Annotated in this window: 22 protein-coding genes; 13 read left to right on the top strand and 9 right to left on the bottom strand. The window is 70.4% G+C overall.

Annotated features, from left to right (window positions below; all coding sequences use genetic code 11):
- Positions 1 to 26: 26 nt before the first annotated feature.
- From BWR60_RS06255 to BWR60_RS06225, 7 genes are read left to right on the top strand one after another with little or no spacing between them, the layout of a single operon-like run.
- Positions 27 to 770, top strand: coding sequence for a FadR/GntR family transcriptional regulator (locus BWR60_RS06255; protein ID WP_088150153.1), 744 nt, complete (start codon positions 27 to 29; stop codon positions 768 to 770).
- 43 nt (positions 771 to 813) lie between these two features.
- The gene (gene rpiB, locus BWR60_RS06250; RefSeq protein ID WP_230982971.1) at positions 814 to 1251 is read left to right on the top strand and encodes a ribose 5-phosphate isomerase B; all 438 of its coding nucleotides are present in this window, start codon (positions 814 to 816) and stop codon (positions 1249 to 1251) included.
- Between the two features lie 3 nt (positions 1252 to 1254).
- Positions 1255 to 2163 (top strand): NAD(P)-dependent oxidoreductase, encoded by a 909-nt coding sequence (locus BWR60_RS06245; RefSeq protein ID WP_088150151.1) that lies wholly within the window; start codon positions 1255 to 1257, stop codon positions 2161 to 2163.
- Between the two features lie 11 nt (positions 2164 to 2174).
- On the top strand, positions 2175 to 2858 hold the full coding sequence (locus BWR60_RS06240; RefSeq protein WP_088150150.1) for an amino acid ABC transporter permease: 684 nt from the start codon (positions 2175 to 2177) through the stop codon (positions 2856 to 2858).
- A gap of 13 nt (positions 2859 to 2871) precedes the next feature.
- Complete coding sequence (locus tag BWR60_RS06235; RefSeq protein ID WP_088150149.1) at positions 2872 to 3543, top strand: amino acid ABC transporter permease; 672 nt, start codon at positions 2872 to 2874, stop codon at positions 3541 to 3543.
- Positions 3544 to 3577: 34 nt separating this feature from the next.
- A complete protein-coding gene (locus tag BWR60_RS06230) occupies positions 3578 to 4306 on the top strand; it encodes an amino acid ABC transporter ATP-binding protein (RefSeq protein WP_088150148.1) in 729 nt (242 codons plus the stop codon).
- Positions 4307 to 4348: 42 nt separating this feature from the next.
- Entirely contained in the window at positions 4349 to 5146 is a 798-nt protein-coding gene (locus BWR60_RS06225; RefSeq protein WP_218823370.1) for a transporter substrate-binding domain-containing protein, read from the top strand.
- A gap of 150 nt (positions 5147 to 5296) precedes the next feature.
- Here the strand turns inward: BWR60_RS06225 and BWR60_RS06220 are convergent, their stop codons facing one another.
- From BWR60_RS06220 to BWR60_RS06195, 6 genes are all read right to left on the bottom strand, one after another.
- Positions 5297 to 7171 carry a CocE/NonD family hydrolase gene (locus BWR60_RS06220; protein WP_230982965.1) on the bottom strand — a complete coding sequence of 625 codons (1875 nt, stop codon included), beginning with the start codon at positions 7169 to 7171 and terminating at the stop codon, positions 5297 to 5299.
- A complete protein-coding gene (locus tag BWR60_RS06215) occupies positions 7168 to 8781 on the bottom strand; it encodes an ABC transporter substrate-binding protein (protein WP_218823369.1) in 1614 nt (537 codons plus the stop codon). Before BWR60_RS06215 ends, BWR60_RS06220 begins: the two co-directional genes overlap by 4 nt.
- Positions 8782 to 8921: 140 nt before the next feature.
- Positions 8922 to 9908, bottom strand: coding sequence for an ABC transporter ATP-binding protein (locus tag BWR60_RS06210; protein ID WP_088150145.1), 987 nt, complete (start codon positions 9906 to 9908; stop codon positions 8922 to 8924).
- Entirely contained in the window at positions 9905 to 10879 is a 975-nt protein-coding gene (locus BWR60_RS06205) for an ABC transporter ATP-binding protein (RefSeq protein ID WP_088150144.1), read from the bottom strand. Before BWR60_RS06205 ends, BWR60_RS06210 begins: the two co-directional genes overlap by 4 nt.
- A gap of 10 nt (positions 10880 to 10889) precedes the next feature.
- On the bottom strand, positions 10890 to 11798 hold the full coding sequence (locus tag BWR60_RS06200; RefSeq protein WP_088150143.1) for an ABC transporter permease: 909 nt from the start codon (positions 11796 to 11798) through the stop codon (positions 10890 to 10892).
- Complete coding sequence (locus BWR60_RS06195; RefSeq protein ID WP_088150142.1) at positions 11795 to 12766, bottom strand: ABC transporter permease; 972 nt, start codon at positions 12764 to 12766, stop codon at positions 11795 to 11797. The genes BWR60_RS06200 and BWR60_RS06195 overlap by 4 nt, the downstream gene beginning before the upstream one ends.
- Positions 12767 to 12949: 183 nt before the next feature.
- Between BWR60_RS06195 and BWR60_RS06190 the strand changes: the two genes are divergently transcribed.
- Positions 12950 to 13912 (top strand): LysR substrate-binding domain-containing protein, encoded by a 963-nt coding sequence (locus BWR60_RS06190; RefSeq protein WP_218823368.1) that lies wholly within the window; start codon positions 12950 to 12952, stop codon positions 13910 to 13912.
- Between the two features lie 15 nt (positions 13913 to 13927).
- Here the strand turns inward: BWR60_RS06190 and parA are convergent, their stop codons facing one another.
- Positions 13928 to 14542: a ParA family partition ATPase gene (gene parA, locus BWR60_RS06185; RefSeq protein ID WP_088150140.1), complete on the bottom strand. Its 615-nt coding sequence runs from the start codon at positions 14540 to 14542 to the stop codon at positions 13928 to 13930.
- A gap of 144 nt (positions 14543 to 14686) precedes the next feature.
- Here parA and BWR60_RS06180 point away from each other — a divergent pair, with 144 nt between their 5' ends.
- The 3 genes from BWR60_RS06180 to BWR60_RS06170 all read left to right on the top strand — a co-directional run bounded on the left by BWR60_RS06180 (position 14687) and on the right by BWR60_RS06170 (position 18074).
- Positions 14687 to 15661 (top strand): L-threonylcarbamoyladenylate synthase, encoded by a 975-nt coding sequence (locus tag BWR60_RS06180; protein ID WP_088150139.1) that lies wholly within the window; start codon positions 14687 to 14689, stop codon positions 15659 to 15661.
- A gap of 10 nt (positions 15662 to 15671) precedes the next feature.
- Complete coding sequence (locus tag BWR60_RS06175; RefSeq protein ID WP_088150138.1) at positions 15672 to 17084, top strand: FAD-binding oxidoreductase; 1413 nt, start codon at positions 15672 to 15674, stop codon at positions 17082 to 17084.
- Positions 17085 to 17360: 276 nt separating this feature from the next.
- Positions 17361 to 18074, top strand: a complete 714-nt coding sequence (locus BWR60_RS06170) for a DUF899 family protein (protein ID WP_088150137.1) — start codon at positions 17361 to 17363, stop codon at positions 18072 to 18074.
- A gap of 166 nt (positions 18075 to 18240) precedes the next feature.
- Here BWR60_RS06170 and BWR60_RS06165 read toward each other — a convergent pair whose 3' ends face one another.
- Positions 18241 to 18594 carry a hypothetical protein gene (locus BWR60_RS06165; protein ID WP_144445531.1) on the bottom strand — a complete coding sequence of 118 codons (354 nt, stop codon included), beginning with the start codon at positions 18592 to 18594 and terminating at the stop codon, positions 18241 to 18243.
- 225 nt (positions 18595 to 18819) lie between these two features.
- On the bottom strand, positions 18820 to 19719 hold the full coding sequence (locus tag BWR60_RS06160) for a LysR family transcriptional regulator (protein ID WP_088150221.1): 900 nt from the start codon (positions 19717 to 19719) through the stop codon (positions 18820 to 18822).
- 150 nt (positions 19720 to 19869) lie between these two features.
- On the opposite strand from BWR60_RS06160, the gene BWR60_RS06155 reads away from it, so the two are divergent.
- Both BWR60_RS06155 and BWR60_RS06150 read left to right on the top strand, forming a co-directional pair.
- Positions 19870 to 20547, top strand: coding sequence for a peroxiredoxin-like family protein (locus BWR60_RS06155; RefSeq protein WP_088150135.1), 678 nt, complete (start codon positions 19870 to 19872; stop codon positions 20545 to 20547).
- A gap of 29 nt (positions 20548 to 20576) precedes the next feature.
- On the top strand, positions 20577 to 21965 hold the full coding sequence (locus BWR60_RS06150) for an FAD-dependent oxidoreductase (protein WP_088150134.1): 1389 nt from the start codon (positions 20577 to 20579) through the stop codon (positions 21963 to 21965).
- Positions 21966 to 21997: the final 32 nt, after the last annotated feature.

Genomic DNA, 21997 nt, shown 5'->3' with positions numbered 1-21997 from the left:
AGTGGTCTTACCACGGTAAGAACACCATGACCGACCTCATCAAGCTCACCCGCGATCCCGACGACGCCCCCGGCGGCTACGCCAAGGTCTTCGCCTTCCTGCGCGAGCAGCTGCTGTCCGGCGCGCTGAAGACCGGCGACCGGCTGCTGCCGGAGCGCGACCTGTCGGCCTTGCTGGGCGTGGGCCGGCCGGTGCTGCGCGAGGCGCTGCGGGCGCTGGCGATGCTGGGCGCGGTCGAGATCCGGCACGGCGTCGGCACCATCGTGCGCCAGCCGGACGCCTCGACCCTGGGCGAGTTCTTCACCTTCGCCCTGGCCCAGCAGTCCGACGCCATCGACGACGTGATGGAGGCGCGGATCGCGATCGAGTGCCAGGCGGTGCGCCTGGCCTGCCGCCGCGCCACCCTGGCGGATTTCGAGCGCATCCGGGCGGCGCTGCAGCGGATCGAGGCCACGATCGACGACCCGGTGGCGGGCGGCGAGGCGGATTTCGACTTCCACAACGGCATCGTCCAGGCCGGGCGGTCCGAGACCCTGCGCAGCGTCTACGCCGCCATTTCCGACCTGGTGCACCGTTCGCATCGCGGGCGGCGCGAGCTGATCCTGAAGGTGCCCGGCATCCGGTCCTTCCTGATCGACCATCACCACCGGATCTTCGAGGCGCTGGTGGCGCGCGACGTGCAGCGGTCGGACGAGCTGCTGCGCCGCCATTTCGAGATCGGCGACGAGTATCGCCGCAAGGCCTTCGAGACGCCCAGGCCGCAAGGCTGACGGCCCACCCGACAAGACTTTAGGAGACCCCGAGTTGAAGATCGTGATCGGCTGCGACCATGCCGGCTTTCCCCTGAAGCGCGAGATCGCCGACTTCGTCGCGGGCCTCGGCCACACGGTGACGGATGTGGGCAGCCACACCCCCGACCCGGTCGACTTCCCGGACATCGCCCGGGCGGTCTGCGCCGCCGTCACCGGCGGGGCGGCCGATCGCGGCCTGATGGTCTGCGGCACCGGCGTCGGCGCCGCCATCGCCGCCAACAAGATCCGCGGCATCCGCGCCGCGGTCTGCCACGATTTCCATTCGGCGCATCAGGCGGTCGAGCATGACGACGTCAATGTCATGTGCGTCGGCGCCCAGATCGTCGGCCCGTGGCTGGCGCGCGACCTGGTCGCCGCCTATCTCGCCGCCGAATTCGAGCCCAGCGAGGACTTCAAGCGCCGGGTCGACAAGCTGGCGCAGCTGGAGCGGGAGGGCTGAGCCATGGCGGAAGCCCGTCAGACGGTCGGCTTCATCGGCCTCGGCACCATGGGCCGCGAGATGGCGGCCAACCTGCTGCGCGCCGGCCATGCGGTGCGCGCTTATGACGTGGTGCCCACCGCGGTCGACGCCCTCGCGGCGCAGGGCGCCGTCCCCGCCGCCAGCGTGGCCGAGGCGGCCGACGGCGCCGACATCGTCGTCACCATGCTGCCCGACACGCCGCAGGTGGAGGAGGTGGTGTATGGCCCGGACGGGCTGCTGGCGGCGCCGCCGCGCGGCCGGCTGGTGGTCGATATGAGCACGATCGCGCCCCAGGCGGTGCGGCGGATGCATGCCGACCTGGCCGCCGCCGGCACCGACCTGCTCGACGCCCCGGTCTCCGGCGGGCCGCAGGGCGCCCGCGCCGCCACGCTGACGATCATGGCCGGCGGCAGCCGCACCGCCTTTGACAAAGCACTGCCGGTGCTGCGCGGCATGGGCACCACCATCACCCATGTCGGCGACAGCGGCGCCGGCCAGACGGTGAAGCTGTGCAACCAGCTGATCTGCGGCATCAACCTGCAGGCGATCTGCGAAGCGCTGGCGCTGGGCCGGGCCTGCGGCGTCGACCTGGAGCAGATGCGCGAGGTGCTGCTGGGCGGCTCCGCCGCCTCCTGGATGCTGGACCGGCTAGGGCCGGCGATGATCTCCGGCGATGCCGGCGCCGGCTTCCGCATCGACCTGATGCTGAAGGATTTGCGGCTGGTGCAGGAGCTGGCCTATGGCAAGGCCGTGCCCCTGCCCGCCACCGCGCTGGTCACCAGCCAGTATCTCGACGCCCGGGCCCATGGCGAGGGCGGCAACGGCAACCAGGCCCTGTTCCGCGTCTATGACCGCATGAGCGGGCAGGCTGAAGCCGCCAAGGGCGGATAGAGGAGCGGGCGATGGGCGTGTCCCTCGATTTCTCCGTCGTGCTCGAGCGCTGGCCGATGTTCCTGGACGGCGCCTGGCTGACCATCCGCCTGGCCCTGGCCTCGACCGTGCTGGGCTTCGCGCTCGGCACGCTGTGCGCGACCGGCCGGCGCGGCGGGTCGGCCTGGCTGTCGCGGCTGTGCGGCATCTATGTCGAGGCGATCCGGAACACGCCCTTCCTGGTGCAGATCTTCGTCGTCTATTTCGGCCTGTCCAGCCTGGGCCTGTCGCTGCCGGCCGTCACCGTCGCGGTGATCGCGCTGGTCATCAATGTCGGCGCCTACACCGCCGAGATCATGCGCGCCGGCTTCGACTCGATCCACAAGGGGCAGATCGAGGCCGGGGAATGCCTGGGCCTGTCGCGGGTGCAGGTCTACTGGCATGTGGTGCTGCGCCCGGCGATGGAGCGGGTCTACCCCGCTTTGACCAGCCAGTTCGTGCTGCTGATGCTGGCCTCCTCCGTCGTCTCGCAGATCTCGGCCGAGGAGCTGACGGCGGTCGCCAACTTCATCCAGTCCGACACCTACCGCGCCTTCGAGACCTACATCGTCGTCGCGCTGCTCTACATCGCCCTCTCGCTCCTGATGCGGGCCGGGTTCTGGGGGCTGGGCCTGGTGCTGTTCCCGCGCCGCCGCCGGCTCGGCACGCCGCTCTGACCGCGAGGACGCCATGCAGACCGGACTGAACCTGAACCATCTCGACTTCCTGCTGCAGGGCGCGCTGTGGACGCTGGTGCTGTCGCTGATGGCGCTGGTCGGCGGCGGCGTGGTCGGCTTCGGCGTCGCGCTCGGCCGCATCGCGCCGAGCCGCCTGCTGCGCGTCGCGGTCGGCGGCTACGTCCAGCTGATCCAGGGCACGCCGCTGCTGGTGCTGCTGTTCCTGACCTATTTCGGCCTGCCGGCGCTCGGGCTCGACGTGCCGCCGCTGCTGGCCGCCGGCGTGTCGCTGACGATCTATGTCAGCGCCTATCTCGGCGAGATCTGGCGCGGTTGTCTCGAAGCCGTGCCGAAGCCGCAATGGGAGGCGGCGGAGTGCCTGGCGCTGAGCCGGACCCAGCGCCTGTTCAAGGTGATCCTGCCCCAGGCGATCCGCCTGGCCACGCCGCCGACCGTCGGCTTCATGGTGCAGATCATCAAGAACACGTCGCTGGCCTCGGTGGTCGGCTTCGTCGAACTGGCCCGCGCCGGGCAGATCGTCAACAACTCGATCTTCCAGCCCTTCGCGATCTACATGGTGATCGCCGTTCTCTACTTCGCCATGTGCTACCCGGTCTCGGCTCTGAGCCGCCGGCTGGAGCGCCGGACGGGCCGCGCGCCGCGGCTGAAGCCGGCCCTCGCCTGACCGGACCCCAAGAAGACATCAGGGAGAGAACGCGATGACCGCGATGGTGACGCTGCAGGACGTGCGCAAGAGCTTCGGCGAGCTGACCGTGCTCGACGGCGTGTCCTTCGCCGTCGACAAGGGCCAGGTCACGGCCCTGATCGGCCGCAGCGGATCGGGCAAGAGCACGGCGCTGCGCTGCATCGACCGGCTGGAGACGATCGATGGCGGCGAGATCACGGTCTGCGACCACAAGGTCAGCGACCCGGAGATCGACCTGCGCCGCCTGCGCCTCGACGTCGGCATCGTGTTCCAGAGCTACAACCTGTTCCCGCATCTGACCATCGAGCAGAACATCACCCTGGCCCCGGTCTCGGTGAAGAAGGTGGCGCGGGCCGAGGCCCGGGCGCTGGCCCGCGGCGTGCTGGACCAGGTCGGCCTCGGCGAGAAGGCCGATGCCTATCCCGAGCAACTGTCGGGCGGCCAGCAGCAGCGCGCCGCCATCGCCCGGTCGCTGGCGATGCAGCCCAAGGTGATGCTGTTCGACGAGGTCACCTCGGCCCTCGACCCCGAGCTGAAGGGCGAGGTGCTGAAGGTGATGGAGGACCTGGCCGCCCGCGGCATGACGATGATCATGGTCACCCATGAGATGGGCTTCGCCCGCCGTGTGGCCGACCGCATCGTCTTCATGCATCGCGGCCGGGTGCATGAGCAGGGGCCGGCCGGGATCCTGGCCGAACCCGAAACGCCGGAGCTGCAGCAGTTCGTCGCCAACGAACTCTGAGCCCGCACAACCAACCAGAACACAGACATGGAGGAGACGCAGATGCAGCCGTCAATCCGCTGGGGCCGGGCGATCGCCCTGGCCTGCGCGCTGAGCCTCGGGGCCCTGACCGCACATGCGGACGCGCTGGACGACATCATGGCCGCGAAGAAGATCCGGATCGCGACCGACCTGGCGATACCGCCCTCGGGCATGATCGACGACCAGATGAAGCCGACCGGCTCCGACGTCGAGACCGCGCAGCTGCTGGCCAAGGATTGGGGGCTGGAGCTGGAGTTCGTGCAGACCACGGGCGCCACCCGCATCCCGAACGTGCAGACCGGCAAGGCCGACATCATCATCTCGACCCTGTCGGTGACACCGGAGCGGGCGAAGGTGATCGACTTCTCGAAGCCCTATGCGGTGCTGCAATCGGTGATCGGCGCCCCGAAGGATTCGCCGATCAAGGACTGGGCCGACCTGCAGGGCAAGTCGGTGACCGTGACCCGCGGCACCACCCAGGACACGGAGCTGACCAAGCTGGCGGCGGAGAAGGGCTTCCAGGTGGTGCGCTACGACGACGATGCGACCATGGTGACGGCCGCCGTCTCCGGCCAGGCCCAGATCGTCGCCACCTCGGCGACGCTGGTGAACCAGATCAAGGCGAAGGCCCCGGACCGCGCCTTCGAGCCGAAATTCCTGATCCGCACCTTCGACCTCGCCATCGGCCTGCGCCAGGGCGAGCCGAAGCTGATGGAGAAGGTGAATGAGTGGGTGTCGGCCAACCTGAAGAACCGCAAGCTGAGCGACATCTACCAGAAGTACCACGGCTCGCCGCTGCCGGAGGCGATGCTTCAGTAGGAAGGTCGGCAGGCCCTAAACCAACCGTCATGGCGAGCGAAGCGTGGCCATCCAGTCCTGCAGCCGGAGCAGGCCCACCAACCTGGATGGCCACGTCGCTTCGCTCCTCGCCATGACGATTTTGGTGATTGGCGGGGAAAGAGGCCTGCCCTATCCCTCCCCGGGCTTCGGCAGATCGGTCAGCGACCCGGCCGGCACCACCGGCAGCACGATCCTGGACGGGTGGCTGCGGTCCAAATGGATCCGGTTGGTCGCCACCCGCTTCAGCCGGCCGGCGCCCTCGGGCTCGCCGCTGTTCGGGTTGACGTCGTATTTCGGGAAGTTGCTGGAGGCGATGTCGAGCCGGATGCGGTGGCCGGCCTTGAACAGGTTGGCCGTCGCGAAGGGCTCGATGGTGATCGCGTAGACCCGGCCCGATTCCAGCGGCGACGGGCTCTCCCAGCTGTCGCGGTAGCGGCAGCGCAGGATGCCGTCGGTCAGATTCAAGGCAAAGCCCTTGGGGTCGTCCGCGGTCGGCGGATGCACGTCGATCAGCTTGGCGGTGAAATCCGTGTCCGGCGCGTCGGAGGAGACGAACAGCCGGACCTCGATCGGCCCGATCACCGCCAGGTCCTCGGCCAGAGGCGCGGTCTCGAACACCACCACGTCGGGGCGGGACGACAGCGGCAGGCCGGGCCGGCGGCTGCCGAAGAAACGGTCGCCCTCGGTCTGGTCGAAGCCGCCGCCCTCGAACACCGGCTGGCCGGAGGTCAGGGCGCCGCCGATGGTCGGCACCGGGTCGGACGGGTCGGACTGGTAGGCGATCGACGCCTCCGCCGCCTCCTGCACCGCCGGGTCCAGCCGGCCGTCGGCGTGCAGGTGGTAGTCGGTGAAGGCGGTGCCGGGCAGCGGCCAGTCCGGCGCCGCGATCCAGCGCCCGCCATGGTCCAGCCGGCCGTCGGCCGTGCGCCGGCCGCTGCCGCCGCCCATCAGGAACAGCCGCGCGGTGGGCTCCGCCTCCGCGCCGTTGCCCTCGCCCTTCAGCCAGCGGTCGAACCAGCGCCGGCGGAACTGCAGCCAGCCTGTGGTGACATTGCCGTCGATCGTCGCCGCCGGCCCGAATTCGGTGTCGCCGCTGAAGGTGGTGTTGCGGTTGCCGTGCAGCCACGGCCCCATGATCAGCTGCACCGGCGCCGACCGGCCGCCGAGGGCGGCATAGTTCTCCATCGTGGTGCGGACATAGGCGTCGTACCAGCTGGACATCAGCACCATCGGCACGTCCGGGAAGCGGTCGTAATACCCCTCGGCATAGATGCCGAGCTGCTTCCAGTAGTCGCCAAAGGACCCGTGGGTCCATTGCTCGAACAGATAGGCCTCGTAATCCGGCACGGCGCGCACCGGCGAGTGGCCGGGGCGCCAGGGCATGGCGGCGAACCAGGCGCGGATGTCCTCCGCCTCCAGCGCCGCCAGCACCTTGGGGTCGGCCAGGGCCGCCGGGCTCTCCTTGGCTTGGCTGAAGGCCCAGGTCGCCTGCTTCAGCTCGAAGGCGCCGCCCTGGCGGATGCCGCAATGGTAGGAATTCGAGAAGCCGCCCGAATCCACCACCATGCAGGCTAGGCCCGGCGGGTTCAGGCAGGCCAGCGCGAACTGGGTGTGCGCGGCATAGGACAGGCCCATGGTGCCGACCTTGCCGTTCGACCAGGGCTGGGCCGTGATCCATTCCATCGTGTCGAAGCCGTCCGGCCCCTCGGAGGTGTACTTCGTGAACACCCCCTCGGAGGCGTGGCGTCCGCGGCAGTCCTGGTAGACCACGGCATAGCCGGCGCGGACGAAATGCGCCGCCACCTGCGGCCGGGCCATCGGCCCGTCCATCCCAACCCCGATCTCGGAGCGCGACAGCTCGGTCTTGCCGTAGGGCGTGCGCTCCAGGATCGTCGGCAGCTTCGCGTCGACGCCGATGCGGTATCCGGCCGGCAGGTAGACATCCGTCGCCAGCCGCACGCCGTCGCGCAGCGTCACCATGCAGTCGCGCAGCACCTCGCTCACTTGGCGCTCTCCGCATAGGTCGCCAGGGTCCATTCGTTCTTGTTGGCGCGATAGGTGATGCCGTTGCGCGCCGCCCAGTGCACGGTCGGGAAGTACAGCGGCACGATGCCGACATCGCCGAAGCCGATCCGCGCCGCCTGCTCCAGCAGCTGGTTGCGCTTGGCCTCGTCGAACTCCGCCAGCGCCTGCTTCAGCACCGCGTCGAATTCCGGGTTCGAGTAGCGGGCGCGGTTGAAGGCGCCCTTGCCGGCCTCCTTGTCATAGGTCGCCAGCACATTGGTCAGGGCGTTGGCCGAGTTGCTGTTGCTGTTGCCGAAGCTGAAGATGAAGGCGCTGTATTCCTGCTTCGAGGCGGCGCCGGCATAGACGTTGTAGGGCTGGGTGACCACACCGTTGATCTTCAGCCCGCCGCGCGCCAGCATCTGGCCGATCGCCTGGGCGATATCGGCGTCGCCGGCGAAGCGGTCGTTCGAGGAATGCACCGTCAGCCCGAAGCCGTCGCCATAGCCGGAATCGGCCAGCAGCGCCTTGGCGCCGGCAGCGTCATACGCCTCGGGCTTCACGTCGGCGGCATAGCCGCCCAGCCCTTCCGGCACGATCTGTCCGGCCGGCGTGCCGGAGCCGTTCAGCAGGCGCTGGATGATCAGATCCCGGTTGATCAGCTTGGAGACGGCGAGGCGCACCCGCCTGTCCTTCAGCGGATTGGCCGCCAGAGGCTGGCCGTCCTTGGCCGTCACGAACGGGCTCTGGTCCCGCGCCGAATCCAGCGCCAGATAGATCAGCCGGCCGGAGGTGGTGGAGTAGACCTTGGCCTTGCCGCTGTCGTTCACCGTCGCCACATCGGCCGGCGGCACGCCGTCGATCAGGTCGACGGAGCCGGACAGCAGCGCCGCGATCCGCGCCGCATTGTTCGAGATGAACTTGATGGTGACGTTCTCGAAGGCCGGCTTGTCGCCCCAGTAATGCGGGTTCGGCGCCAGCACCAGCCGGTCGCCCGGCACCCACTGCTTGAACACGTACGGCCCGGTGCCGATGGCGGCGGCGCCGGAGTTGAAGTCGTTGGTGGTCTTTCCCTCGGACGCCTTCTTCGAGACGATGTAGACGAGGCCGACCTGCTCGATGAATTGCGGCGTCGGCGCCTTGGTCTTGAAGCGGACCGTCAGCGGGTCGACCGCTTCCATCGAGGCGATGCTGCCGACCGCGCCGGTGAAGGGCGCCGGGCTGTTCGGCACCGATTTGGCGCGGTCCATCGAGAAGATCACGTCGTCGGCCGTCAGGTCCGAGCCATCGCTGAACTTGACGCCGGGGCGCAGCTTGACCTCCCAGGTCGTCGGGTCGACCGAGGTCCAGGACAGGGCCAGCGCCGGCTGCACCTGCAGGTTCTCGTCGGTCTGCACCAGCCGGTCGAACATGTGCTGCGAGATCGACTGGTTGTTGCCGGTGCGCGAGAATTGCGGGTCGATGGCGGAGGGCTCGGTCGCCGTGCCGATGGTCAGGTCGGCGGCCTGGGCAAAGCCGGCGCTGCCCAGCGTCAGGACCGTCGCGATCGTGGCCAGGAGGGCGCAGAGCCATCGCCTCCCAGAACCGTCATTGCGAGCGCAGCGAAGCAATCCAGGGCCAGTGCGAACCGGCCCCTGGATTGCTTCGTCGGCTTCGCCTCCTCGCAATGACGGCGAAGGGTGGGCGGTCAGTGTCGGCATCCGCATCATCTCGCTCTCCTCTGTTTCGTGCAGTGGGCGCATTCCGCGCCTCAGATCAGGTGGCAGGCGGCCTGGTGGCCGGGCGCGACCGGGCGCAGCGCCGGCCGCTCCACGCGGCAGCGGTCGGTCGCCATCGGGCAGCGCGGGTGGAAATGGCAGCCGCTGGGCGGGTGCAAAGGCGACGGGATCTCGCCCTTGATCGTCTCGAACTTCCGCTTGCGGTTGCTGAGGCGCGGCACCTCGTTCAGCAGCGCCACGGTGTAGGGGTGCAACGGCCGGTCGAACAGCTCGGCGGTCGCCGCCGTCTCGACCACCCGGCCGAGATACATGATCACCACCCGGTCGCTGATGTGCTCGACCACGCCGAGGTCGTGGCTGATGAACAGGTAGGTCAGGCCCAGCTCGCGCTTCAGCTCCAGGAACAGGTTCAGGATCTGGGCCTGGATCGAGACGTCGAGCGCGGCGATGGATTCGTCGCAGACCAGGAAGTCGGGCTTCACCGCCAGGGCCCGGGCGATGCCGATGCGCTGGCGCTGGCCGCCGGAGAACTGGTGCGGGAAGCGGTCGCGATAGGCCGGGTCCAGCCCGACCCGGCGCATCACCTCCTGGACATAGCCATCGGCCTCGCGCCGGCGCACCAGCCCGTGCACCCGCGGCGCCTCGCCGATGATGTCGCGCACCCGCTTGCGCGGGTTCAGCGAGGCGAAGGGATCCTGGAAGATCATCTGCGCCTTCAGCCTGGCGTCACGCGCGGCGTCGCCGGCCAGGCCGTCGACATCCCGGCCGCGCCAGCGGATCGCGCCGTCGCTCTTCGGCAGGATGCCGGCCATCATCCGGCCCAGCGTGGACTTGCCGCAGCCGGATTCGCCGACCAGCCCCAGCACCTCCCCGGGGGCGATGGCGAGGTCGACCGCGTCGACGGCGTGCACCGTCCGCTCCTCGACCTTCGCGCCCAGCAGGCGCGCCGCCTTCTCGGCATAGTCCAGGCGCTTGCTGAAGCGCTTGCCCAGGCCGGCGGCCTCGATCAGGGGGGTCATGCGCGCACCTCCAGCTGCGGGTGGAAGCAGCGGAAGGCGCGGTCGCCCCGCCGGGTGGTCTCCGGCGCCTTAAGGCAGGCCTCGGTGGAATGGCTGCAGCGGGGCCGGAAGGCGCAGCCTTCGGGCAGGGCCAGCGGCGACGGCGCCATGCCGGGGATCTGGAACAGCGCCTCGCCGCGCGGCCGGTCGCCGGGCACCGAGCCGATCAGCCCGATCGTGTAGGGATGCGCCGGCCGGTCGATCACCTCATCGACCGTGCCGGTCTCGACCACTTTTCCGGCATACATGACGCAGATCCGGTCGGCCAAGGCCGCCACCACCGCCAGGTCGTGGCTGACCCAGATCAGCGCCGTGCCGGTCTCGCGGCACAGGGTCTGCACCTGGGCCAGGATCTGCGCCTGGATGGTCACGTCCAGCGCGGTCGTGGGCTCGTCGGCGATGATCAGATCGGGCTTGTGCAGCAGGGCGATGGCGATCGCCACGCGCTGGCGCATGCCGCCGGAGAACTGGTGCGGATAGGCCTTGAGCCGCTCTTCCGGCGACGGGATGCCGACCCGGCCCAACGCGTCGCGGCAGCGGGCCACCGCCTCGGCCCGCGACACCCGCTCATGCGCCTGGATGGTCTCGACCATCTGGGTCTCGACCCTGAGGACCGGGTTCAGGGTCATCATCGGGTCCTGGAAGATCATGGCGATGCGGTTGCCGCGCAGCTGCCGCAGCCGCTCCGCCGGCAGCGCCGCCAGATCCTCGCCCTTGAAGAGAATCCGGCCGCCGACCACCCGGCCCGGCGGATCGACCAGGCCGAGGATGGAGAAGCCGGTGATCGACTTGCCGGAGCCGGATTCGCCGACCAGGCCCAGCACCTCGCCGCGGTCGACCCGGAAGGACACGCCGTCGACGGCGCGCACCACCCCGGCCTTGGTGAAGAAATGGGTCTGCAGGTTCTCGACGCTGAGCGTGGGGGCGGTCATGTGCGGGCCCTCACTTCTGCAGCCTGGGGTTCAGCGCCTCGCGCAGGCGGTCGCCGACGATGTTGATCGAGAAGATCAGCGCCAGCAGCAGCAGGCCGGGGAACACGCTGATCCAGTACAGGCCGGCCAGCAGCACCTGGTAGCCATTGGCGATCAAAAGGCCGAGCGACGGCTCGGTGATCGGCAGGCCGATGCCGAGGAAGCTCAAGGTCGCCTCTGCCGCGATCGCATGCGCCACCTGGATGGTGGCGATCACGATCACCGGCGGCAGGCAGTTCGGCAGCAGATGGCTGAACAGGATGCGCGCGCGGCTCAACCCCAGACACTGCGCCGCCTCGACATACTCCTTGCCGCGCTCGACCAGCGCCGCGGCGCGGACGGCGCGGGCGAAATAGGCCCATTGCACCACCACCAGGGCCAGGATGACCTTGCCCACCCCCTGCCCCAGCACGGCCAGCATCATCAGCGCCACCAGGATGGTGGGAAAGCCCAGCATCAGGTCGACGACGCGCATCACCAGCGTGTCGATCCGGCCGCCGAAATAGGCGGCGACGAGGCCGAGCGTGGTGCCGACGGCGAGCGCGAACAGGCCGGACAGCACACCGACGCCCAGGCTGGTGCGCAGCCCGTACAGCATCGCCGAGAGCATGTCGCGGCCCTGGGCGTCGGTGCCCAGCCAGTAGGTCCAGCCATCCATGCTCTCGCTGCCCGGCGGCAGGCGGCCGTCCATGATGCTGAGCGAGGCGAGGTCGTAGGGGTCCTGCGGCGCGATCCAGGGCGCGAACAGGGCGACCAGGACCAGGACCAGGCAGGCAATGGCGGCCAGGGTCGCGGCCTTGCTGTCCAGGATGCCGCGCAGCGCCTGGGCCAGGATGCCGTCGCCGAGCAGCGGCTTGCGGGGGATCACGGCGTCGCTCATGCGTCGGACAGCCGGACGCGGGGGTCGAGCACCGAGTACAGGATGTCGACCACCAGGTTGATGACGATGAACATGGCCACCACGATCAGCAGGTAGGCGACGATCACCGGCCGGTCGAGGCGCATGATGCTGTCGATGATCAGCTTGCCGACCCCGGGCCAGGCGAAGATGGTCTCGGTCACCGTGGCGAAGGCGATCAGCGACCCGAACTCCATCCCGACCACGGTGACGATCGGGATCAGGATGGTCTTCAGCACATGGACGAAGATCACCCGCCGCTCGGACAGGCCCTTGGCGCGGGCGAACTTGACGAAGTCGAGCGGCAGGGTCTCGCGCATGCCGCTGCGGGTCAGGCGGATGATCAGCGAGACGTTGAACAGCGACAGGTTGATCGCCGGCAGGATCAGATGGGTGAAGCCGTCCCAGGTGGCGAGGCTGGTGTGCAGGCCCAGGATCTCGCCGGTGGCGCCGCGGCCGGTGGAGGGCAGCCAGCCGAGCATGACCGAGAAGATCATGATCAGCATCATGCCCTGCCAGAAGCTGGGCAGGCTGAAGCCGAGGATCGACCCGGTCATCACCGTGCGGTCGAAGCCGCTGCCGGCCTTCAGCCCCGACAGCACGCCGAGCGGGATGCCCACCACCAGCGACAGCATCAGGGCGATGAAGGCCAGTTCCAGCGTCGCCGGCAGCCGCTCGAAGATCAGGCTGATCGAGGGCTGGTTGAAGACGAAGGAGCGGCCGAGGTCGCCATGCAGCGCATTGCCGAGGAAGGTCAGGTACTGTTCCCACAGCGGCCGGTCGAGGCCGAGCGACTGGACCGCCTGGGCGATCTCGGCCTGCGAGGCGTCGGCCGGCACCAGGATCTCGATGGGGTTGCCGATAGCATAGACGCCGAGGAAGACGAGGATCGAGGTGACCAGCAGCACGAAGCCGCTTTGCACCAGCCGGCGGATGATGAAGACGGTCATGGCCGGGCCCCTGCCTCCCCGGCGCGCGATTCCCGCATCTGCGTCCCTGTTCGCTTATGATGGGCCCGCCGGGCGGTCCGGCATGGCGAGGGGGACACTAGGGGTGGCAGACAGCAGCCCGCAACATCATGCGGAATCCGCATCGGGCTATGCGCATTTCATGCGCGGGCGCGGGCCGGCCGGATGCTTCGTGTCGCGGATATCGGCGCGACGGCCGTGAACGTCAAGCAGCTCGAGGCCTTCAAGGCGATCATGCGCAGCGGCTCCACCACCGCCGCGGCGGCGCGGCTGGACCTGTCGCAATCGGCGGTCAGCCGCCTCTTGACCCAACTGGAGGCCGAGCTGGGGCTGGAGCTGTTCGCCCGCGAGAAGGGCCGGCTGATCCCGACGCCGGAGGCGATCGGCCTCCTGGATTCGGTCGAGAGCGCGGTCGATGGCGTGCAGCGGGTGCAGCATGTGGCCGAGGAACTGCGGGCCGGCAATTCCGGGCAGATCCTGCTGCGCATCGGCGTGCCGCACAGCATGTCGCAGACCATCCTGCCGCGGATCGTGGGGGAGTTCCTGGCCGATCACGGCAATGTGGCTCTGGAGATCCTGTCCGGCGCCTATCACGAGACCGAGCGCGCGGTGCTGACCCGGCAGGCCGATCTCGGCTTCGTCCGGCTGCCGACCGGCGAGGCCGGGATGGACACGGTCGCCATCGCCCGCACGACGAGCGTCTGCGTCATGCCGGCCGGCCACCGCCTGGCGGAGAAGGCGGTGGTGTCGGTCGAGGATCTGGAGGGCGAGGCGCTGGTGCTGCTGGGCCGGCAGCGCCCGGCGCGGGCGGAGATCGACCAGATGTTCCGGCAGGTCCGGTTCCGGCCGCGGGTCCAGGTCGAGACCCATTCGGTCGGCTCGGCTTGCGCCTTCGCCGCGCAGGGGCTGGGCGTGACCATCGTCAACGCGCTGATGGCCAGCCATTTCCGCGACCTGCCGATCGCCATCCGCCCGTTCCGGCCGCGTCTGTGGAACGAGTTCGGCCTGGCCTTCGCCGCCGGCCAGCCCCGCTCCCGCGCCGCCGACCGCTTCGCCGAGCATTTCCGCCGCCGCCTGGTCGAGATGCTGCGCGGGCTGGAAGCGGAGTTCCGGCCGGAGGCAGGATAGGGCCGGCTCCCGGCCTCAGCCGCGCAGCACCGCCGCCAAGGCCGCGATCTCCTCCGCCCCCTTCGTGCTCGGCGCGGTCTCGACCAGGGTGCGGCCGGACAGCATCGCCGCGGCGAAGCCGGTGCGGTTGCCGATCCGGGCCGGTAGCACCGGGATGCCGAGGCGGCCGATCTCCACCTCCAGCGCGTCGGCGACCTTGGAGCGCGGCGGCACCCGGTTCAGCACGATCCGGGCCGGCACCTTCTCCTCCGCCGCCAGATCCAGCGTCGGCTGCGTCGCCCACAGATCCATCGGGCTGGGCTGGATCGGCACCAGGACGAGCTGAGCCGCCCGGACCGCGATGCGGGCGTCCGACGCCGCATGCGGCGGGCTGTCGATCAGCACCAAATCATGCGCCGCCCGGGCGCGGTCGACCTCCGCCGGCACGCGCCAGCCGGTGATGCGGAGATGGGTGAAGCCGGGATCCGCCCCCCGCGCGTCGACCCAGCGGCTGAGGCTGCCCTGCGGGTCGATGTCGACCGTCGCGACCTTGAGGCCGGCGCGGGCGAAGGCGGCGGCGAGATGCGCGACCAGCGTGGTCTTCCCGGCCCCGCCCTTCTGCTGCGCCACGGTGATCGTCCGACCGGCCATTTCGCACCCTCCGTTTCGCGTCCGCTGTTTTGAGAAAGTGTCGCGCGGCTTTTGCTGCAGCGCAACATGAGATCTCCTGCCGCGGGATGGCGGCCTTCCCCCGAGCGCATGGCCCGCGGCGCCGGATCGGGCTATAGAGCGGGCATGGAGAGCACCGATCCGATCAAGACCCAGATCGTCGACGACGGTCCCGCCGGCATCGCCCGCGCCGCGGCGCTGCTGCGCGAGGGCCGCCTGGTCGCCTTCCCGACCGAGACGGTCTACGGCCTGGGCGGCGACGCCACCAGCGACCGCGCCGTGGCTGCGATCTTCGAGGCCAAGCGCCGGCCCAGCTTCAACCCGTTGATCAGCCACCTGGCCGATGCCGAACAGGCGGAGGATCTGGTGCTGTTCGACGACCGCGCCCGGCGCGTGGCCGAGACGCTGTGGCCCGGCCCGCTGACCCTGGTGCTGCCGCGGCGCGCCGACAGCCCGGTGTCGCTGCTGGCCTCGGCCGGGCTGGACAGCCTGGCGATCCGCGTGCCGGCGCATCCGGCCGCCCGGCGCCTGCTGGCCGCGGTCGGCCGGCCGGTGGCGGCGCCCAGCGCCAATGTCTCCGGCGCCGTCAGCCCGACCACGCCGCAGCATGTGCTGGACGGGCTGTCCGGCCGGGTGTCGCTGGTGGTGGCCGGCGGGCGCTGCGCCGTCGGGCTGGAATCGACCGTGCTGGACCTGACCGGGGAGCAGCCGGTGCTGCTGCGCCCCGGCGGGGTGACGATCGAGGAGCTGACCGCCCTCTTGGGCCCCATCGCGGTGCCGGAGAAGGATCCGGACCGCCCGGCCTCGCCCGGCCAGCTGGCCAGCCACTACGCGCCGCGGGCGCAGGTGCGGCTGAACGCCGGGGCGATCGGGCCGGACGAGGTGCTGCTGACCTTCGGCCCCGATTTGCGCAGCGGCCCCAAGGTGATGAACCTCAGCGACAAGGGCGACCTGGCCGAGGCCGCCGCCAACCTGTTCGCGATGCTGCGGGCGCTGGACCGGACCGGCGCCGGCACCATCGCCGTGGCGCCGATCCCGGAGACCGGCCTGGGCGCCGCCATCAACGACCGGCTGCGCCGCGCCGCCGCCCCGCGCCCCTAGGGAGAGATCCATGACCGACGCCGCTCTGCTGGAGGTCCTGATGGCTATCACCGGCCCGCAGGGCGTGCTGCACGAGGCGGCGGACCTGGCGCCCTATCTGAAGGAATGGCGCGGCAAGTACCGCAGCACCGCCGGCATCGTGGTGCGGCCCGGATCGACCGCCGAGGTCGCGGCCGTGGTCAAGCTGTGCGCCGAGCGCGGCATCGGCGTGGTGCCGCAGGGCGGCAACACCGGCCTGTGCGGCGGCGCCGTGGCCGAGGCCGGGCAGATCCTGCTGTCGACCGACCGGCTGGCCCGGATCCGCGAGGTCGATGCCGAGGGCGACCACATGACGGTCGAGGCCGGGGTGATCCTGGCCCAGGTGCAGGCGGTGGCGGAGGCGGCGGACCGGCTGTTCCCCTTGAGCCTGGGGGCGGAGGGCAGCTGCCGCATCGGCGGCAACCTGTCGACCAATGCCGGCGGCACCGCGGTGCTGCGCTACGGCAATGCCCGCGACCTGGTGCTGGGGCTGGAGGTGGTGCTGCCCGACGGGCAGGTGTGGGATGGCCTCCGGGCCCTGCGCAAGGACAACACCGGCTACGACCTGAAGCAGCTCTTCATCGGCGCCGAGGGCACGCTGGGCATCATCACCGCCGCGGTGCTGAAGCTGTTCCCGCGGCCGCGCAGCGTGGAGGCAGCGCTGGTCGGGGTGCCGGACCCGGCCGCCGCCGTGGCCCTGTTCGGCCGTGCCCGGGCCGAGGCCGGCGGGTCGGTTACTGGGGTCGAGCTGATGCCGCGCCTGGCCATCGACTTCGCGCTGCGCCATGTCGCGGGCGTGGTCGACCCGATGGCGGAGCCGCATCCCTGGTACGTGCTGCTGGAGCTGTCCTCCCCCGCCGCCGATGCGCCGCTGGCGGAGCGGCTGGAGGCGATCCTGGCCGGCGGGCTGGAGGCCGGGCTGGTGGTCGACGCCGCGATCGCGGCGAGCGAGGCGCAGCGCAAGGCGTTCTGGCACATCCGCGAGGCGATCGTCGAAGGCCAGCGCTTCGAGGGCGGGGCGATCAAGCACGACATCGCCGTGCCGGTGGCGAAGGTGCCGGAGTTCCTGGGGCGGGCGACGGCGCTGTCCGAGGCGATGGTGCCGGGCGTGCGGGTTGTGGGCTTCGGCCATCTCGGCGACGGCAACATCCATTTCAACCTGAACCAGCCGGTGGGCGCCGACCGCGAGGCCTTCATGGCGCGGTGGGAGGAGATCGCCCACCGGGTGCACGACATCGTCGCCGATCTCGACGGGTCGATCAGCGCCGAGCACGGCGTCGGCTTGCTGAAGCGCGACGAGATCGCCGAGCGCAAATCGCCGGTCGAGATCGAGCTGATGCGCCGGATCAAGCAGGCGATCGACCCGGCCGGAATCATGAATCCGGGCAAGATGGTGCGGACCTGACCTTCCATTTTTGTCATGCCCAGGCTTGATTCACGGGTGTGTCCGCTCGAGGGAAAAGTGACCGAGGCGGGCTCGGTTCAGATTTTGCTCTATTCTGTTGTCATCCTCGGGCTTGACCCGAGGATCCAGGGGCAGCCAGAGCGGTTCTCGGTGGCCCCTGGATTGCCGGGTCAAGCCCGGCAATGACAGGAAATGGTGGTGGGAAAAACTCCACCCCGCTGTCGAATCCGGCCGTGCCCGGACGACCAGATGCGTCAACCTCTGGAGGACCTCCCGATGGACGCGAAAACCCTCATCCCTGCGGCCGAGCTGGCCCGTGCCAACCCCGTCCGCATCCCGAACGAGAGCCCGGAATACCGCGCCGCCCGCACCGCGCTGCTGGCGGAGGAGATCGAGCTGCGGCGCCGGATCGAGAGCGTCGCCGCGCAGCGCCGCGCCCTGCCGCCCGGCGGGCCGGTGATCGGCGACTACCGCTTCGAGGGGCCGGACGGCCCGACCGGCCTGGCCGGGCTGTTCGGCGACAAGCCGACCCTGGTGGTCTACAGCTACATGTTCGGGCCGCAGCGCGAGCGCCCCTGCCCGATGTGCACCAACCTGCTGGACGCCTGGGACAGCAACGCCGCAGACATCGGCCAGCGCACCGCCCTGGCCGTGGTGGCCCGCTCGCCCTTCGCCAAGCTGGCAGCGTGGAAGCGCGAGCGCGGCTGGCGCGATCTGCCCCTCTACAGCGATCTCGACGGCGCCTATTCGCGGGACTATCTCGCCATCGGACCGGACGGCTCGGACCTGCCGGCGCTGCATGTCTTCACCCGGCGCGACGGCACCATCCGCCACTTCTGGGCCGAGGAGATGACCGGCGAGACCGCCGATCCGGGCCAGGATCCGCGCGGCGCCCCGGACCCGTCGCCGCTGTGGATGGTGCTGGACTGCACCCCGGAGGGCCGGGGGACGGACTGGTACCCGAAGCTGAGCTACGGAGACCGCCCGTAAATGCTACTGGCATGGCCGTCTGACGGCGGTTTCTGCGCTTCCGGTGCTCACGCACCAAACGTGCGCTGCGCTCCGGTTCTCGAAACCACCGCCAGCCGACTCATGCCAGCGCATTTCCAGACGGTCTCCGGCGGCCGGGGTGTGATCGCCCCCGGCCGCGCCTGCCTCACCAGCGGCCGCGGTGGCCGCCCCAGCCGCCATGGCCCCAGCCGCCGCCGCGGCGGTAGTAGTGGTGATGACCGCCATCGTCATCGGCCAGGGCGGCGCCGAGCGCGATGCCGCCGACCGCCAGCAGGCCCGCCGCCACCGCGGTGTTGGTGTCCTGCTGCTGCCGTTCGGCCTGCGCCTGGTAGGACAGCGGGCCGACCTCATCGCAGGCATACGGGTCGCCATAGGAGCAGCGCTGCGAGGCATAGTTCAGCTGCGTCTCGCTCGGCGTCGGCCCGCAGGCCGCCAGGGCGACCAGAACTCCGACGATACCAACCCGCGAGATGCGAGATCCCAACGAACCGGCAACCATATTCATCTCCAGCCGACCAGACTTCATTCGATCGGCACGCCGTTTTCCAATTAAGGCAATTCCATGGCAACTTCACGGCGAACCCTGGAACTACCCACAGGGCGGCGGGATGACTTCACGAATCCGGCGCCCCTTCCGCAGCAATACACGGACAAGGCCGATCACTCCGTCGCTCGACTTGGCAGGGCGGCAAAAAGAATCCGGGACGGTTGAGCGCGGCCGGCGCTAGGGTGCGGCGCCGGCCACCTGCCGCTCGACGAAGTCGGCGAAGGCCCTGGCCTTGGCGCTGGCCTGCCGGCCGGTGGGGAACACCGCCCACAGCCCGACCGGCGGCAGCTGCCAGTCCTTGAGGGCGGAGACGACCACGCCGGACGCCAGCTCCGCCCCGAACATCCATTCCGAGGCAATGGCCAGGCCCAGCCCGGCCAGTACGCCCTCCCGCACCCCCTCGGCGGCGCTGATGCGCAGGCGCCCGCCGACGACGAGGGGAACCTGGACATCGCCCCGGCGGAAAGTCCAGGCGGCGCCGCTGCCGCCGCCGCGCGGCTCGTGGATCACGACCTGGCGCGAGAGAAGGTCGACCGGCGCCCGCGGCACGCCCTGCGCCGCAAAATAGCCGGGCGTGCCCAGCACCAGCCGGCGGCACTCCCCGATCTTGCGTGCGGCCAGGCCCGAATCCGGCAGTTGGCCCATGCGCAGCGCCACGTCGATGCCCTCCTCGATCAGGTCGATCGGGCGGTCGTCCAGCACGATGTCGATGTCCAGCGCCGGATGGGCCGCCAGGAAGGCGCCGAGGCGCGGAACGACCATCAGCCGGGTGAAGGTCACCGGCGCGCCGACGCGCAGCCGGCCCGAAAGCGCCGCCGCCGCGCCGCGGGCCGCATGCTCGGCCTCCTCCACCTCCTGCAGCGACCGCTTGGCGCGCTCGTAGAAGCTGCGCCCCGCCTCGGTCGGGGCCAGGCCGCGGGTCGAGCGCAGCAGCAGCCGCACGCCCAGCCGCTCCTCCAGCTGTGCGATGGTCTTGGAAATGGCGGGCTGGCCGACCCGCATCTGCCTGGCGGCGGCGGAGAAGGAGCCGGCGTCGACGACGCGGATGAAGGCCTCCATCGCGGCCAGGCGGTCCATGTTCGGCTCCGGCATTCATTCCAGGATGGAATGAATCATATCGCGACCATGCAGCTACCTCCAGCAGCCGGGAATAGATGATCTTCGGGCATCCCATCCATCCACCGCCCCGTCACCCCGCGGTGCGGACCTTCCCCCCAGGAGGACGCGATGTCCCTGCAAGCCAAGCTCGACGCGTTCAAGGCGGATTTCGAGGCCGGCAGGCCGCCCTACAACGTGCCCCCGTCGGTGATCGAGACCATGCACCGAGCCACGGCGGAGCTGGTCGCCTCCGGTGCCGCCGACCGCGCCCTGAAGGCCGGCGACAAGGCGCCGTCCTTCGCGCTGAAGGACCCCGACGGCAGCGTGGTGAACTCGGCGGCGCTGCTGGCCCGGGGCCCGCTGATCATCAGCTTCTACCGCGGCGTCTGGTGCCCCTATTGCAACATGGAGCTGCAGGCGCTGGAGGCGGCGCGGCCGGAGTTCGAGCGGCTGGGCGCGGCGCTGATCGCGATCTCGCCGCAGACCGCGCCGAACAGCCGCAAATCGGTGCGCCAGAACGGGCTGGCCTTCCCGATCCTGTCCGACGCGAAGGGCGAGGTCGCGGCCGCCTTCGGCCTGCGCTTCCGGCTGCCGGACTATCTGGTCGAGCTGTACAGGAGCCTGAAGAACGACCTGCCGAGCTTCAACGACGACCCGGGCTGGACCCTGCCGATGCCGGGCCGCTACCTGATCGGCCAGGACGGCACCATCCTCTATGCCGACGTCAACCCCGACTACACCCGCCGGCCCGAGCCGGAGGCGCTGCTGCCGGCCCTTCGACAGGCCGCCGCCCGCAGCGCCGCCTGAGCGGCCGGCCCCTGGAGACGGAGACGATCATGTCCCAACCCGAGTCCTTCGACGCCCTGATCCTGGGCAGCGGCCAGGGCGGCAAGCTGCTGGCTTGGCACCTGGCCCGGGCGGGCCGGCGTGTCGCGGTGGTGGAGCGCCGCTGGGTCGGCGGCTCCTGCCCCGCCGTCGCCTGCCTGCCGAGCAAGAACGAGCTGTGGAGCGCCAGGGTGGCGCATCTGGCCGGCGCGGCCGGCCGCTTCGGCACGGTGACCGGGCCGGTCACGGTCGACATGGCCAAGGTGCGCCAGCGCAAGCGCGAGATGGTCGAGCGCGAGGCCGCGTTCCACCTGAAGGCCTATCGCGACAGCGGCGCCGAGCTGATCATGGGCAGCGGCCGCTTCACCGCACCGAAGACGATCGAGGTGGCGCTGAACGACGGCGGCACCCGGCTGCTGGCCGGCGGCCAGGTCTTCGTCAATGTCGGGTCGCACGCGGCGATCCCAGATGTCCCAGGCCTCGCCGAAGCCCGGCCGATGACGCATATCGAGGTGCTGGAGCTGGACACGCTGCCGGCGCATCTGATCGTGCTGGGCGGCGGCTATGTCGGCGTCGAGATGGCCCAGGCCTATCGCCGCTTCGGCAGCCGGGTCACGGTGATCGAGCCCGGGCCGCAGCTGCTGGGACGCGAGGACCCGGACGTCTCGGCCGAGATGCAGCGGATCCTGGAAAGCGAGGGCATCCGCGTCCTGCTGGGGGCCCAGCCGATCGCGGTGCAGGGCTGGTCCGGGCAGGAGGTCGGCGTCACCCTGCGCACCGCCTCGGGCGAGCAGCGCATCGACGGCAGCGACCTGCTGATCGCGACCGGGCGCGTCCCCAACACCGCCGGCATCGGGCTGGAGCTGGCGGGGGTGGAGCTGGACGCCCGCGGCTTCATCCGCGTCAACGACCGGCTGGAGACCACGGCGCCGGGGGTCTGGGCGCTGGGCGAAGGCGCCGGCAGCCCGCAATTCACCCATGTCTCGGTCGACGACTTCCGGATCATCCGCGACAATCTGGCCGGCGGGAACCGCAGCACGACGGACCGGCTGATCCCCTATGTCGTGTTCACCGATCCGCCGCTGGCCCGGGTGGGCCTGAGCGAAGGCGAGGCGAAGCGCCAGGGCGTTTCGGCCCGGGTGGCGCGGCTGCCGATGGCCGCGGTGCTGCGCACCGAGGCGACCGACGAGACCCAGGGCTTCCTGAAGGCGCTGGTCGGCGACGACGACCGCATCCTGGGCTTCACCATGATCGGCGCCGAGGCCGGAGAGGTGATGGCCGCGGTGCAGACGGCGATGCTGGCGGGCCTGCCGTTCCCGAAGCTGCGCGACGCCGTGATCGCCCACCTGACCTTCGCCGAGGGGCTGGGGCCGCTGTTCGGCAACGTCCCGGCGCGATAGGCCCGGACATGAAAACGGCCGGTGCGTCCCCG

Source organism: Inquilinus limosus (assembly GCF_002195995.1).
Taxonomy (GTDB): domain Bacteria; phylum Pseudomonadota; class Alphaproteobacteria; order DSM-16000; family Inquilinaceae; genus Inquilinus; species Inquilinus limosus_C.
The sequence above is the reverse complement of the archived record's forward strand: the minus strand, read 5'-3'. Positions and strand labels throughout refer to the sequence as shown.

What these genes read in the sequence shown, in the direction of transcription:
- parA (WP_088150140.1), bottom strand. Translation starts at nt 14,542, where the DNA reads ATGGCCGGTCGGACGATCACCGTGGCGCAGCAGAAGGGCGGGGCCGGG.
- BWR60_RS06180 (WP_088150139.1), top strand. Translation starts at nt 14,687, where the DNA reads ATGGAGAGCACCGATCCGATCAAGACCCAGATCGTCGACGACGGTCCC.
- BWR60_RS06155 (WP_088150135.1), top strand. Translation starts at nt 19,870, where the DNA reads ATGTCCCTGCAAGCCAAGCTCGACGCGTTCAAGGCGGATTTCGAGGCC.
- BWR60_RS06150 (WP_088150134.1), top strand. Translation starts at nt 20,577, where the DNA reads ATGTCCCAACCCGAGTCCTTCGACGCCCTGATCCTGGGCAGCGGCCAG.
- BWR60_RS06235 (WP_088150149.1), top strand. Translation starts at nt 2,872, where the DNA reads ATGCAGACCGGACTGAACCTGAACCATCTCGACTTCCTGCTGCAGGGC.
- BWR60_RS06210 (WP_088150145.1), bottom strand. Translation starts at nt 9,908, where the DNA reads ATGACCCCCCTGATCGAGGCCGCCGGCCTGGGCAAGCGCTTCAGCAAG.
- BWR60_RS06245 (WP_088150151.1), top strand. Translation starts at nt 1,255, where the DNA reads ATGGCGGAAGCCCGTCAGACGGTCGGCTTCATCGGCCTCGGCACCATG.
- BWR60_RS06165 (WP_144445531.1), bottom strand. Translation starts at nt 18,594, where the DNA reads ATGGTTGCCGGTTCGTTGGGATCTCGCATCTCGCGGGTTGGTATCGTC.
- BWR60_RS06205 (WP_088150144.1), bottom strand. Translation starts at nt 10,879, where the DNA reads ATGACCGCCCCCACGCTCAGCGTCGAGAACCTGCAGACCCATTTCTTC.
- BWR60_RS06160 (WP_088150221.1), bottom strand. Translation starts at nt 19,719, where the DNA reads ATGGACCGCCTGGCCGCGATGGAGGCCTTCATCCGCGTCGTCGACGCC.
- BWR60_RS06190 (WP_218823368.1), top strand. Translation starts at nt 12,950, where the DNA reads ATGCTTCGTGTCGCGGATATCGGCGCGACGGCCGTGAACGTCAAGCAG.
- BWR60_RS06225 (WP_218823370.1), top strand. Translation starts at nt 4,349, where the DNA reads ATGCAGCCGTCAATCCGCTGGGGCCGGGCGATCGCCCTGGCCTGCGCG.
- BWR60_RS06175 (WP_088150138.1), top strand. Translation starts at nt 15,672, where the DNA reads ATGACCGACGCCGCTCTGCTGGAGGTCCTGATGGCTATCACCGGCCCG.
- BWR60_RS06195 (WP_088150142.1), bottom strand. Translation starts at nt 12,766, where the DNA reads ATGACCGTCTTCATCATCCGCCGGCTGGTGCAAAGCGGCTTCGTGCTG.
- BWR60_RS06255 (WP_088150153.1), top strand. Translation starts at nt 27, where the DNA reads ATGACCGACCTCATCAAGCTCACCCGCGATCCCGACGACGCCCCCGGC.
- BWR60_RS06230 (WP_088150148.1), top strand. Translation starts at nt 3,578, where the DNA reads ATGACCGCGATGGTGACGCTGCAGGACGTGCGCAAGAGCTTCGGCGAG.
- BWR60_RS06240 (WP_088150150.1), top strand. Translation starts at nt 2,175, where the DNA reads ATGGGCGTGTCCCTCGATTTCTCCGTCGTGCTCGAGCGCTGGCCGATG.
- BWR60_RS06200 (WP_088150143.1), bottom strand. Translation starts at nt 11,798, where the DNA reads ATGAGCGACGCCGTGATCCCCCGCAAGCCGCTGCTCGGCGACGGCATC.
- BWR60_RS06170 (WP_088150137.1), top strand. Translation starts at nt 17,361, where the DNA reads ATGGACGCGAAAACCCTCATCCCTGCGGCCGAGCTGGCCCGTGCCAAC.